The organism is Ferrimonas pelagia (assembly GCF_039543565.1).
Taxonomy (GTDB): domain Bacteria; phylum Pseudomonadota; class Gammaproteobacteria; order Enterobacterales; family Shewanellaceae; genus Ferrimonas; species Ferrimonas pelagia.
In genome coordinates this window covers 1-12,723 of the sequence record NZ_BAABJZ010000058.1, presented here as the reverse complement: position 1 = coordinate 12,723, position 12,723 = coordinate 1, and the positions used below count along the sequence as shown (strand labels likewise).

The following is a 12,723-nucleotide window of genomic DNA, read 5'->3' as shown; positions in this document are numbered from 1 at the left end:
TGCTCATAGCGATCTCCTCAGGTGTGCGGAAGTACAACAAGTTAGTGCAAGCGATACTTTTGACTCTGGTGGGCCTGCGGCCCTCTTTTTTGAAAGCTCAAAAGCTCGCCTGACTAAAGCGTTATGTGTCTAATTCACCAGTGGGAAGTGGGCCGTATCTACATATGAAAACATGGAAAGGAAATCTACAATGGAAAACAACTCAGAGATATATAAATCAATTAAGTACTTAGGCTCCTGTTTATGCCTTGGGATGATTTTTCTAGCTGTTGGAATTACAGAGTCTGGCGTAGGGAAATATTATATGACGATAGCGGCCTTCATGGCTGGTCTCATAGTTGCGTACCCCATTTTGAAAGAGGTTGGCATTGACTTAGACTATGTTACTAAGTCAAAAAAAGAAAATCAAATAGACACCCATTATAATTATGTTGGCGGTTAGCTTTGAAATGTCTATTTAAATAGTGTCTATTTAAATAGACACCCAAAACAACTATGTTGGCGGTTAGCTCTGAAGTAGCTCCTTCGCGCAGGGCAAAAGCCATCTCGGATCCGAGAAAAAGCATCAGGCTTGTGTATTTTGCGGGAATTGTCGGCATCGTTGTGGTGGGAAAGTGAACGCTGGGCGTGACGCGTTATCCAGTGAAGGCGTTGGGTGGTAGGGCTGCGTGTAGGATTTTTTGATAGACACCCAATATAAATATGTTGGCAGTTAGCTTTGAAATAGCGCCTTCGCGCAGGGCAAAAGCCATCTCGGATCCGAGAAAAAACATCAGGCTTGTGTATTTTGCGGGAGAGAAATTATATAGACACCTAAATTATATAGACACCCAGTATAACTATGTTGGCGGTTAGCTTTGAAATGGCTGCTTCGCGCAGGGAAAAAGCCATCTCGGATCCGAGAAAAAGCATCAGGTTTGTGTATTTTGCGGGAAATGTCGGCGTCGTTGTGGTGGATAAGTGAACGCTGGCCGTGACGCGTTATCCTGGGAAGGCGTTGGGTGTCAGGGCGGGTGTTGCGCAAAGCTAAGCGCTATTTAGCAGGTCTCTGGCTGCGGCAATGCCGTGCGCGCGCTGATGATTGATATGTTCGGCAAAGTCTCGCAACGCGGCTTCTCGGCCGGCGGCACGGGTGAATTTTTGTTCAAACTCGGTGGTTAGCTTTAGCCAGTTGGCGGGGGTTATCTGCAGGCGTTGGAGCATCCTGGGCAACGAGTCGTGGATGTGGCCAGGTTTGTCGTCACGAATGATGCGGCCAGTTTGTTCAATCAACTCCAAATAGTCATCGACGGCATACGCCAACCCTTGCGACATGTCGCTGTTGTCCGGAGCGGTGAATGGGGCCAGCTCTGGTGGCTGTTTGCCGGATATTGCTGCGCGAATACGCCGCTGAATACTGGTGTGATTGGATTGCTCGGGTGTTTTCGCCATCTTAGCGCGAATGGGGTTGAGGTCGACGTAGGCCATACAAGATAACACTGCGGCTTCATCCAGTAGGGCTTGAGACTTGAAACGTCCTTCCCAGAACCGGCCGGTACAGCCATCTTCTCGATTGGCTTCACGGGCGATAAACTCGTTGAGGCTACGCATAAACCAGCTCAAATCAAACAATCGTTGTCGGTATTGTTCAGCCGTTTTCAGCACGATGTCAATTTGTCCATCGCTGAGCTCTTTCCGTCGCTCTGTCGCCATGTAAGCCTGAGTGAGTAGCGTACCTTTGTGCAAGCTATGCCAGCGCTTCAACACCTGTTCAACGGTCCAACTCAACGCCAATTCACGATCGACCCGAAGCACCACATGGGTATGGTTACTCATCACGGCAAAGGCACACAGTTCGATGGCGAATACGCTACTGAGTGCCAGCAACCGTTTCTCTACCCAGCCGCGGCGATGCTCATAGCTTTTTCCGGTGAATGGGTCATCACCGCACAAAAAGCTGCGCCGGACACAGCGTGTAACGCAGTGATAGTAGGGGGTGTCCTGCAAACTGACTTGCGATCGCCGCGCGGTTGCCATGATGTGCTCCAATCTGAATGTCCACAAAGCGTAGCTGGTTTGAAAGGAGCTCACCTAAATTATGGGTGTCTTATTAAAAAACACCTAAATTATGGGTGTCTTATTAAAAACACAAAGCGTAGCTGGTTTGAAAGGAGCTCACCTAAATTATGGGTGTCTCATAAAAGGCTCTGCTGGTGCATTGCGTCTTGGCAGAGCCCGTTGGAGTATTAGCAAAGCGCGGTTATCGTCGGTTGCCACGCCGACGTGGCGCCACGTTGGGATCGTAGTCGGAATTGGGGATCGGCAACTGTGCTTCGATGTTGGTTAATCTCGCGTCCATCAATGCGATCATCTTTGCCAATGTCTTCGGTTCTTTGTCGGCAAGATCTTGGGTTTCTCCGATGTCCTCTTTAAGGTTAAATAGTTGATCGCTCCCCTGTTCCCAGTCTCTAAGCAGTTTCCACTGGTCGGCGATCAAGGCGGTTTGTGGTGTTTGCGAGCCGCGGCCGTAGTGAGGGTAGTGAAACAGCAGCGCGTGACGCCGTTGGAATTTGTCGTCGTTGTCGGTGAGCAGCGGGGTTAGATCTTCACTCTCCGGTGCGTCTACCTTCGCGCCGGCCCAGCTTGCAAAGGTGGCGAACAAGTCGGTGCCGCTGACATTTTTATCGCTGTAGCCAATGTTCACCCCAGGGCCGGAGATGATCAGAGGCACGCGGATCCCGCCTTCATACAACGAACCTTTTCCGCCGAACAGCGGCGCATTGTACGGGTTGCGGCGGTTGCCGGGGGCGCCATGATCTGAGCTAAAGACAACATAGGTGTTGTCACTGATCCCTAGGTCGTCCAGCGCCTGCAGCAGCGGCGCTAAGCTGGTATCCAGATCCCAAGTCATGCCGGCGTAGTCCGGATCGCTGTGGTATTGGCCCGCAGCGAGCGCGTTAAATTTGTCACGGCTTTCTGGCCGACTTTGCGTGGGTGAGTGCACCGCATAGTGGGAGATCTGCAGATAGAAGGGCTGGTTGGCATTGACGCTCTGCTCGATGAATTCGATGCCGCGCTGGGTCAAGCTGAAGATCTCTTTCGGATCCTGCGGGGTTCCTTGGTTGTCGTTCTGGGTGGCCTCATCGTGCTGATCGAAGCCGAATCGTCCCGCATGATCTTCCCGGCCGATGTGCCACTTGCCCAGAAGCGCTGTGGCATAGCCTTGGGTCTTTAAGGCGGTGCCGATGGTTGTGATCGACGGTGGCAGTTGCGTAGTAGGCTGGGGCGTCAGCACTTTTCTGCTGTCATCCACTTTGCCTCGTCCTGGCGTTGTGATCCGCAGTTGTGCCGGGGTTTGCCCGGTCAGGAGTCCGGCGCGACTTGGGGTACATAGGGCACCCGGAGAATAGGCGTTCGAAAAGACCATGCCTGTGGCGGCGAGGGCTTCCAGATTCGGGGTTTGATAGAAGTCGCTGCGGCTGCTGGGATCGCCTTGGATCATGGCCACAGAGCTGCCGGTCCAGCTCATGTCATCGGCATAGATAAACACGATGTTGGGCGAACGTGGCGCGGCACTGGTGTCTGAGTGTGCCTGTTCGGCATGGGCGGTCGCTCCAGCCATTGCTATGGCGACCACGCTGAGAGATGGGATAAGAGTCCGAGTGTTCATGTTGCCTTCCTGGTCGTTAATGCTTCATTGTTCGCGGTTTGTGCGCACGCTTTGCGGGACGGATGCGCCTCATTGCGCTCGTTCCCCTCGCTGAGAAAAAGGCGGTATTGGACGCTCATAGGTCACCTCGGCGACTTTGGCGGCCCAGTCTCGTAGGGGCCGATTTTATTGGCTGCGGGCCCGACGCTGTGGCCGCGCTTCACTGCCTTCTCCCGGTGGAGCGCGGCGCTGGCGTGCGCTCTGTTCGACGATGGGCGCGTCCACGGGTTCGACTGCGCCACCACGAACCAATCGAACCAAATTATTAATTCGGACCACATCGCCCTGAGGGCCACGCCCGAATGGGAGCTTAGCGGGATCACCGGTTTTGGGATCGGAGCGCTGTGAGCCAGCGCCATGGACATCCATCAGTTGTTTCTGCCCGTCACGCCCCATCCAGCCAAGAGAGCGGCCAAAGGCAAAATAGGTGGCCGCACGATTGCTGCGGGTACTGACGTGAGTGGTGTTGGTCCAGTAGTGGGCAAAGTCTTTCTGCCCGGCTTCATTGGCGATTGCCGTGCTTTCAAACAGGGGATCGATCGCGGCGGAGTCGGTGGTGTCAGGTGAACGGCTGTAGTCAATGATGCTTTGGAGCTCTTTGGCATTAGGCAGTCGCCAATCAGAGTGACCGGCAAAGGTGGCGGAGCCGGCGTATGCAAGCGCATCGGGCCAATCCATCCCTTGGCCGCTGTCGGCCTTCATCCAAGTGAGGCCGGTCGCTTCATCGGTGATGGTGCCGTCTTGGTTATCGACAAACTGGTTCTGGCCATATTCTGGATTGCCTCGAACGTAGAGTGCAAAGAAGGTTTTTTCTCCGCGGCGGTTTTTGATCGGGTAACCCTTGATCCGCCCATCCGCGAAGTTAACGCCAAAAACGGTGTCATTTTGGTTCATTGTGGTACTGACGTATTGGGTGGCGCTGACATACTGCGCATCAATGATGCGTTCGCCCTTGCTGACATCGCCATAGGCAAATGCAAAGACGCTGTCGTCGATAAAGGGACGCAAGTTGGCGCTGCTGTTTGCTTTTGGATCGGGATCGACGCCGTTGAGCTGGATCAGAGAGTAGAGCTCTTTGATGGTGGGCAGGCGCCAGTCGTTGTAGCCGCCGGTTCGTAGCGACGACGCTCGCTTGACGGCCTCGGCATAGGTGATCTTCTCTCCTGGATCCTGGGTCCACATCAAGGCTGTTACTGTATCGCTCACGGTGCCATCGTCATTATCGCGGTAGGTTGGCGATGCGCCGACAAAATGCGCATCTTGGCCCAGACCCTGCCCATATGCGGAGGTTTGGTTGGTGTCCACGATCTGGTAGGGAAGCTCGGCCAGCGCCGATGGTGAGAGTAAACAGAGAGCCAAGGCTCCGAGAGTGGCAACATGTTTCATGGTTTGACCCCTTATCGACACGATGAATCGCTGGTGACTCATTGATCTGTTGATACTTATCTTTTCACAGTGGTGGGGAAACATTAGCCGGGAAGTGTACTTAAATGTCGCGAAGTGTATTGGCAAGCTTCAATGAGAAGTCGTATGTGTCGTGTTGTTCTGAACCGCAGGTGCAAGAGCCGATTGGTGGACGGTCGCGTTACTGATCTCATCTAAGAACATCGCCTTATGTGGCGGCTCCCTGCGGGGCCAAGCGGTGTTTTGGATCAAAAAAACGGCAGCCGTCAGGGCTGCCGTTTGAGGGAGGCTGGTGAGATCAGCGACCGGTGCGCAGGCGCTGCCAGTAGCCGTCGTAGATCTCGACCGCTTCACCGACATCGGACTGGAATTCGCCCGCTTCGATAACCTCAGCCGGTGGGAACACCATGGGGTTTTCCGCAAAGGCTTTGTCGAGCAACCCTTTGGCGGTTTTGTTCGGGGTTGGGTAGCCGATCTCTTCGCAGACCTTCGCCGCGATCTCAGGGCGCAGCAAGAAGTCGATCAGCTTGTGGGCGGCTTCGACGTTCTTAGCGCCGGCCGGGATCGCCAGATTGTCCATCCAGAAGATCGCGCCTTCTTTCGGATACACCATGTTGATGGCAGGATCCTCTTTTTGCGCTTCATAGGCGGAGCCGTTCCAGATCATCCCCAAGATGGTGTCGCCGGCGGCAAACGGGGCGCCTGGGTTGTCTGAGTTGAAGGTCAAGGCGTTGGGCATTAACTGGGTCAGCAGTTGGTAGGCTTCTTCGATCTCGTGCGGATTGCGGCTATTGGTGGAGTAGCCGAGGATCCGCAGCGCCATATGGAACACCTCGCGCGGATCGTTCATCAGCATCAGTTCGCCACGCCACTGGGGCGACCACAGATCCTTCCAGGAGGTGATCTCGTCGATATCGACTTCGTCGGTGTTGACGCCGATCCCGGTTGCGCCCCAAATATAAGGCAGTGAATAGGTGTTGCCGGGATCGTACTCTTTGTCCATCAGCGCAGGATCGAGGTGCGCCAGATTGGTCAACAGGCTCTTGTCCAGCGGCTTCAGCATCCCTTCATCGGCCATCTTGGCGATGTAGTAGGTGCTGGGAACGACGATGTCATAGCCTTCAGAGCCGGTCAGCTTCAGCTTGGCGTACATCGCTTCATTCGAGTCGTAGGTGGTGTAGATCACCCGGATCCCGGTTTCCTGTTCGAACTCCTGCATCAGCCCTTCCGGAATGTATTCGGACCAGTTGTAGAAGTAGATCACGTCATTGTCAGCAACCGCAGCGGCGCTGACGGTGCTCAGTAGCGCGGCAGTCAGCCAGTGTTTGAATGTCATCATTGCTTTACCCTTGGTTAATGATCATCCGTCTTGATAGGGACTCATGACGGATGCTTTTGTTTAAGTAGAAACTGAGAGATCGCCACCATGACCAATGACAGCAGCAGCATCAGGGTTGCCAGTGCGTTGACGGCCGGGGTGACACCCACTTTCACCATGGAAAAGATCTTAATGGGCAAGATCTCATAGCTGGGGCCGGTCACGAACGAGCTGATGATCACGTCGTCCAGTGACAAGGTGAAGCTCAGCAGCCAGCCTGCCAGTACGGCGGGCATCGCCATCGGCAGGATGATCTGGCGCAGAATGCGGCCTTCGGAGGCGCCGAGATCCCGCGCTGCCTCGATGACACTGCGATCGAATCCCGATAGGCGACTGTAGACGCTGACCACCACAAACGGCAAACAGAAGGTGATGTGCGCGGCAAGCAGTGACCAGAAGCCTAGGCTGATCCCCAGGCTGACAAACAGCGCCAGCAGGCTGACGGCCATGACGATGTCCGGCGAGGTCATCACCACAAACAACATGCCATTGAGTGCCAGCTTGCCGCGGAAGCGGTAGCGGTAGAGCGCAACAGCGGCCAGAGTACCGATCAGCGTCGCGACGGTGGCAGCGACAACAGCCACGGTCAGCGAATTAACCGCCGCTTCCATCAGGCCGCTATTGGCCCACATGGCATCGAACCACTTGGCGGTAAATCCGCCCCAGCGGTTGCCGCTGCGGGTGCTGTTAAAGGCGTTGGCGACCAAGACTGCGATGGGCAGATAGAGGTAGAAGAACAGCAGGGCCATAAAGCCCAGTTTGAGTGGGCGGATCATCGGCCTTGGCCTCCCTGCATCGCTTTGAGTGCGCGGTGGTAGGCCCACAGCATGACGGCCATCATGGCGATCAGCGTGACGCTGAGTGCGGCGCCAAACGGCCAGTTGCGGGTGACCAGGATCTGATCGCGGATGATGTTACCGATCAGCAGGTTGCCAGCGCCGCCGAGCAGATCGGCGATATAGAACATGCCCAACGCCGGCAGGAACACCAACAGGCAACCGGAGATCACGCCCGGCAGGGTCAGGGGCCAAACAATGGTCCGGAAGGTGCGCAGTGGGCCGGAGCCGAGATCTTTGGCCGCTTCCAGGTAGTTACGCGGCAACTTCTCAATGCTGGAGTAGAGCGGCAGGATCATAAAGGGCAGCAGGATGTAAACCAGGGCCATGATCACGGCGGATTCGTTATAAAGCATTCGGATGGGGGAGTCGATCAGGCCGATCTCCATCAAGGTCTTATTGACGATGCCGCGGTTGCCGAGGATCACCTTCATGGCGTAGGTGCGGATCAAGGAGTTGGTCCAGAACGGCACGATGATCAAAAACAGCAAAAACGCCTGCATGCGTTTGCTGGTATGGGCGATGATCCAGGCGGCCGGGTAGCCGACCAGCAAGCAGAGTAGGGTGGCGAAGCCCGCAAGGTACAGCGAGTGGATCAGCACGTCCAGATAGAGCGGATCGAGCAGGCGAAGATAGCCTTCGACACTGAACTCTGGGCGGATCAATTCACGCAGATCCGGCGTCATAAAGGACACCGCGATCACCATCAGGTTGGGGAACAGCACGAAGATCACCAACCAGGTCGTCAGCAGGCCGATACTGAACCATTTCAGTCGGTTGTTAACCTTCATAAGGCAACACCACCTCCCAGCTTGGCACCCACGTAATGGCAACTCGCTGGCCTAGGCTGTGATCGAAGTCGGGATCATCTTCGTCGAAAAACTCAGAGATCTGGAGCTGTTTGCCGCTATCAAGCTCGATCACCGAATCCAGGGTCATGCCCTTATAGTTGCGCTCGAGCACGGTGCCCACCAAGCCGTTCTCGTCACCGCCATTGTTGATCTCTTTGAGGCGCAGATCTTCCGGCCGCAGCAGCACGTGGACTCGGTCGCCCGGCGCCAGTGCACTGTCGCTGTGGATCACAAAGCTGCAGCCTTCGATGCGGGCGCGGTACTCGTTGCCTTGCAGCGCCTGTTCAACCGTCGCGTCGAAGATATTGGATTCGCCGATAAAGCGCGCCACAAACAGATTCGCCGGGGTTTCGTAGATCTCCCTCGGGCTGCCTTGCTGTTGCACCTCACCGTCGTTCATCACCACGATGCGATCGGACATCGACAAGGCTTCTTCCTGATCGTGGGTGACGAACACAAAGGTGATCCCCAATTGGCGCTGCAGTCGCTTCAGCTCGTTTTGCATCTGCTTGCGCAGCTTGTAATCCAGCGCGCTGAGGCTTTCATCCAGTAGCAACACCTTAGGTTTGTTGATCACCGCACGGGCAATGGCCACCCGTTGCTGCTGACCGCCACTGAGATCCGCAGGCTTGCGGTGCTCGAAGCCAGCCAACTGAACCATGGCTAATACCTCGTTGACTCGCTTGCTGATCTCCGCCTTGGCGACCTTTTTGGTGCGAAGGCCGAAGGCGATGTTGTCAAACACCGTCATGTGCGGAAACAGCGCATAGCTCTGGAATACGGTGTTGACGTTGCGCAGCTCTGCCGGCAATTGGGTTATGTCAATGCCGGCTAGAGCGATGCTGCCGGCGTCCAGCGTTTCCAGACCTGCGATGATCCGCAGCACGGTAGTTTTACCGCAGCCGGAGGGACCGAGCAGGGTGACGAATTCGCCATCCTGGATATCCAGATCGAATTGATTAAGAATGGTTTTGGTGTCGTACGCCTTATCCACGGCGCAAAGGCGGATCACCGCCGATCGAGAGTCTGTCGTCATTGAACCTTTATCTGCGGCATGGCTGCCGCCTCAACGTCGTCTGAGCCAAAAGAGGTGCGGATATTACTCGCATGTCGTTGCACGCCCAAGCCTTTTTGCGGCAATTCTGTGACATTTAATAGGGAGTGTCGAGTTGTGTCATCTGTGTTGCGCAAAAGGGATAGGTTGATCAAGTTTAGCGACCCTTTTGGCGCTCAGTGAGTATTTTTTCGCCGCAAAAGGCTCTGCTAAGCCATTGCGTTACAATGGCGTTTTTACGTAGCGTTTGGTCAGGCTATAATGCCGCTTTGCTTAACTCTCTGTAGGTAGTACTCAGTTCATGCAGAACACCGATCTGGTTTCCATTCTAAAAGAATCCTGGCAATTAACCCGGCAGGGGTTGCAGCCCATCTTGGGCGCCTGTTTGATCGCATTTGCCGTCTTGGCCGTGATCACGATGGCGGGCCTGAATCTGGTCGCCAGCTTTTGGGATTTGGATCTGTCCGATCCCGACGCCTTGATGGACGCCATGGGCCCAGTCCAGCTTTTCTTGTTGGCGGCGATGGCCCCGTTTGAAGCTGGCTTGGCGTATCTTGGTTGGCGCCGCGCCACTGGCCAGCATGGCAACATCAATATGATGTTCAATGCCTGGGCGCTCGCCGCGCCGCTGGTGTTGATCGCGCTGGTCTCCAGTGTGCTCGCGAATCTGGGGATGTTATTGATCTTCCCTGGGATCTACCTGATGGCGGTATTGAGTCAGGCCAATCTGTATTATTTGTTCTATCGAGGCTCGCCGATGAAGGCGATGTTTGAGTCTGCCAAGGTGGTTCATCGCCATATCTTGGTGGTCCTGCCGTTCTATCTGTTTATGGTGGTGCTGATCGCCTTCTCGGCCCTGCCGATGGGCGTGGGTCTAGTACTGACGCTGCCGTTCTACTTTTACGGTAAAGGGGTGCTGTTCCGCGAACTGTTTCCTGAGCTGACACCAAAGCCGGAGCAGGACACGGATGCCGACGATAAGGGATCGGAGCAACCGCCCATGTCCGGTGGTAATCAACCCGGCAGTTTTGAGGCTTGATCGATGATGAAAACCGGACGAGTAGGACGATTAACCTTAGGCTTAGCGGTAGTCGCAGCCGGGGTGATCGCGCTGCAAACCCAAGTGCCACAGCCGCGACCGGTCGAAGCGGATCTGCCGTTGCAAAAGAATCCGCCACTCAGTGCTGCGCCGGACTTTACTCAGCTCACCGTGGTGACGGAGAAGAAACAGGCGTTCTTTGATTTTCTGCGGCCGTTGGTGGAGCAGGAGAATGACAAAACCCTGGAGCAACGATTGTGGGTTAAGACCATGGTGGCGTTGCTCTCTCAGGGACAGACGCTGGAGCAAACCGAGCTCAACCAGCTGTCGGACATTGCTCAGCAATACCGTTTCGAGCTGCGCAGCGTCACGGAGCAAACCGTGCGCGATCTGATGGAGCGTGTGGACATTGTCCCGGTAGAGATGGTGTTGATCCAGGCCGCCAATGAGTCGGGCTGGGGCGTTTCCCGTTTTGCGGTGGAGGGCAACAACTACTTTGGCCAATGGTGCTTCAGTCGAGGATGTGGGCTGGTGCCGAACGCCCGCAGCAGCGGCCTGAGTCATGAGGTGGCCCGCTTTGACGACGCCCGTGGCTCGGTCAGTGCCTACCTGCGCAACCTCAATACCAACGCCGCGTACGCGGAGCTTCGCACCATCCGGCGCTGGCTCCGCGAGGCGGATCAGCCGGTGACGGCGGAAGATCTGATCCCCACCTTGTTGCGCTACTCAGAGCGCAAAGAGGAGTACGTGGCCGAGCTGCTACAGATGCTGGATAACAATAGAGTGTACCTATAACAATGAAAACATGGATGTGTGCCGGCGCTGTTGCGCTGGCTTTGGCAATGACGCCGACGACCGCTCAGGCGCTGATCCTGGAATACGCGGGCTTTTATGACCGCATGAAGGTGGTCAATAAAACCGATTACCCCTTGGTGACCTTGGCGTTTTACCTCAATCATCGGCAACAAGGTCACCCTTGTGTTATTCGCCAGGCAGAGCTCATCCATAAAGAGATGCGCCTGCCGGTGGGGATCAGCCCGCGCTACGAGTTGCTCTTACCGTTTGATCCCAAGCTAAAGCTGGATAAGGCGGTGTTAGCCTTGAGCGTGGACGACGAAAGCCAGTGTGATTTTGCCATGCAATTGCGATTTTCTGATCCGCTGCAGCAGGCCTTTAGCGGCGCGGAGCTTGACCAACTGGCGTCGCAGTTTGATGCCGTACTCAAGCGCTTCGCCGGTTTTCCATTTCGCTTCCTGCAACCGGACGTCAGCGGTGTCGTGGTGCAACTGGCCCCGGACAGCCTGATGACCGATCAGCGTCACGTCTCTCAGCGAGGCGACGCGCAAGGGCGGATCACGCTCACGCAACAGCAGCTTGTCGAGTTGGAAACGCTGCGGTTCAGTGAGCCGCCGCTGTGGATCGGACCTTATATTGAGCGTTAGAGCGCACACGAGATCACGGCAAACGGTGCAGCATCCATACTCCGCAATGTCAGTGGGCACAATGTCATTGGACAGACACGTCAGTACATATCTGCCTATCCCGTCATTTGATATTGTGGTTGTCCATGATCTTGGGTGTCCGAGAGCTCGTATGGGAGACTGAGAGCTCTGGGACAAAGCTATCAAGCCTCGTTCCGCTGCCTTACCGCGCCCGTGAAGTAACCAGAGCGCCGACCTGTCCCCGAAACATCCCTTCGACTCGGACATTGCCGCAACGATTTTCCCTTCTGGCGCGAGAACTGAGCCATAAACGATCAGACTCCGGCGCGTTAACGCGTGGTCTTAGCCACGGCGAAAATGAGCTACTCGCAGTTTCAATGACATTGATCTCTTGACCCCTCCTGACGCCTTTGGCTTTTTAGTAAAATACGCCCTCGATCTCTCGGTTGCTTCGCTTAGAGTGATGGCGTAAGTTATTGAAGCGTATCAACTGTCTAACTCAGAAAAGGTACGTTTTCTGTGTTTGTAATGCATCGTGTCGTATCCGCAATGCTTCCCTGATCTGGCGGATAAAGGGGCTGGCCTCATGTTCATCCTCGACAGCGCATTGCACGGTGTACATACACAGCACAAGGTGCGTTCGGCCGATGAACAAGTGGCGAGGTGACGACAGTCAGAGTGTTAATGCGCCGAATGAATGAGATCTTGAATGCCACTACCTTTAAATATCAACTGGTTACGGGTTGGTGTTCACCAACAGAATGGGCGCGTTTTTAACACCGTTCTCGCTTTCCCAAAAGGGGATATACGACGTTGGTAACTTTTTGATAGGCAGAGCAGGCACTTAGCAGTAAAACCTGCACTTTACATCGGCGGGATAAATGGAAATTCCGCATAACATGCTGTTGTACTTGCCGGGCAAGCCCGGGGAAGCTTTAAACACAAAGAATTCAGTTAGATAAATAACTTAATCTGGATGTTTATCCAGTATGATCTACAGTCTAGTTCATGACTGGATTAACACTAAAAAG

Annotated in this window: 11 protein-coding genes; 4 read left to right on the top strand and 7 right to left on the bottom strand. The window is 54.9% G+C overall.

Annotation, left to right across the window (positions count from 1 at the left end):
- Nucleotides 1-190: 190 nt before the first annotated feature.
- Nucleotides 191-442, top strand: a complete 252-nt coding sequence (locus ABEA08_RS09875) for a hypothetical protein (RefSeq protein WP_345335124.1) — start codon at nt 191-193, stop codon at nt 440-442.
- Between the two features lie 584 nt (nt 443-1,026).
- Here ABEA08_RS09875 and ABEA08_RS09870 read toward each other — a convergent pair.
- From ABEA08_RS09870 to potA, 7 genes are all read right to left on the bottom strand, one after another.
- Nucleotides 1,027-2,016, bottom strand: coding sequence for a transposase (locus ABEA08_RS09870; RefSeq protein WP_345335123.1), 990 nt, complete (start codon nt 2,014-2,016; stop codon nt 1,027-1,029).
- A gap of 223 nt (nt 2,017-2,239) precedes the next feature.
- Nucleotides 2,240-3,649, bottom strand: a complete 1,410-nt coding sequence (locus ABEA08_RS09865; RefSeq protein WP_345335122.1) for a sulfatase — start codon at nt 3,647-3,649, stop codon at nt 2,240-2,242.
- A 165-nt stretch (nt 3,650-3,814) separates the two neighbouring features.
- Nucleotides 3,815-5,074: an Lcl C-terminal domain-containing protein gene (locus tag ABEA08_RS09860; protein ID WP_345335121.1), complete on the bottom strand. Its 1,260-nt coding sequence runs from the start codon at nt 5,072-5,074 to the stop codon at nt 3,815-3,817.
- 316 nt (nt 5,075-5,390) lie between these two features.
- Nucleotides 5,391-6,431, bottom strand: coding sequence for an extracellular solute-binding protein (locus tag ABEA08_RS09855; protein ID WP_345335120.1), 1,041 nt, complete (start codon nt 6,429-6,431; stop codon nt 5,391-5,393).
- 41 nt (nt 6,432-6,472) lie between these two features.
- Nucleotides 6,473-7,246: a spermidine/putrescine ABC transporter permease PotC gene (gene potC, locus ABEA08_RS09850; RefSeq protein ID WP_345335119.1), complete on the bottom strand. Its 774-nt coding sequence runs from the start codon at nt 7,244-7,246 to the stop codon at nt 6,473-6,475.
- Nucleotides 7,243-8,097 carry a spermidine/putrescine ABC transporter permease PotB gene (potB, locus tag ABEA08_RS09845; protein ID WP_345335118.1) on the bottom strand — a complete coding sequence of 285 codons (855 nt, stop codon included), beginning with the start codon at nt 8,095-8,097 and terminating at the stop codon, nt 7,243-7,245. Before potB ends, potC begins: the two co-directional genes overlap by 4 nt.
- Complete coding sequence (gene potA / locus ABEA08_RS09840) at nt 8,087-9,193, bottom strand: spermidine/putrescine ABC transporter ATP-binding protein PotA (protein ID WP_345335117.1); 1,107 nt, start codon at nt 9,191-9,193, stop codon at nt 8,087-8,089. Before potA ends, potB begins: the two co-directional genes overlap by 11 nt.
- 319 nt (nt 9,194-9,512) lie before the next feature.
- On the opposite strand from potA, the gene ABEA08_RS09835 reads away from it, so the two are divergent.
- From ABEA08_RS09835 to ABEA08_RS09825, 3 genes are read left to right on the top strand one after another with little or no spacing between them, the layout of a single operon-like run.
- Complete coding sequence (locus ABEA08_RS09835; RefSeq protein WP_345335116.1) at nt 9,513-10,250, top strand: hypothetical protein; 738 nt, start codon at nt 9,513-9,515, stop codon at nt 10,248-10,250.
- Between the two features lie 6 nt (nt 10,251-10,256).
- Nucleotides 10,257-11,045 carry a glucosaminidase domain-containing protein gene (locus ABEA08_RS09830; protein WP_345335115.1) on the top strand — a complete coding sequence of 263 codons (789 nt, stop codon included), beginning with the start codon at nt 10,257-10,259 and terminating at the stop codon, nt 11,043-11,045.
- A 2-nt stretch (nt 11,046-11,047) separates the two neighbouring features.
- Nucleotides 11,048-11,692 (top strand): DUF2987 domain-containing protein, encoded by a 645-nt coding sequence (locus tag ABEA08_RS09825; RefSeq protein WP_345335114.1) that lies wholly within the window; start codon nt 11,048-11,050, stop codon nt 11,690-11,692.
- The last annotated feature ends 1,031 nt before the right edge of the window (nt 11,693-12,723 follow it).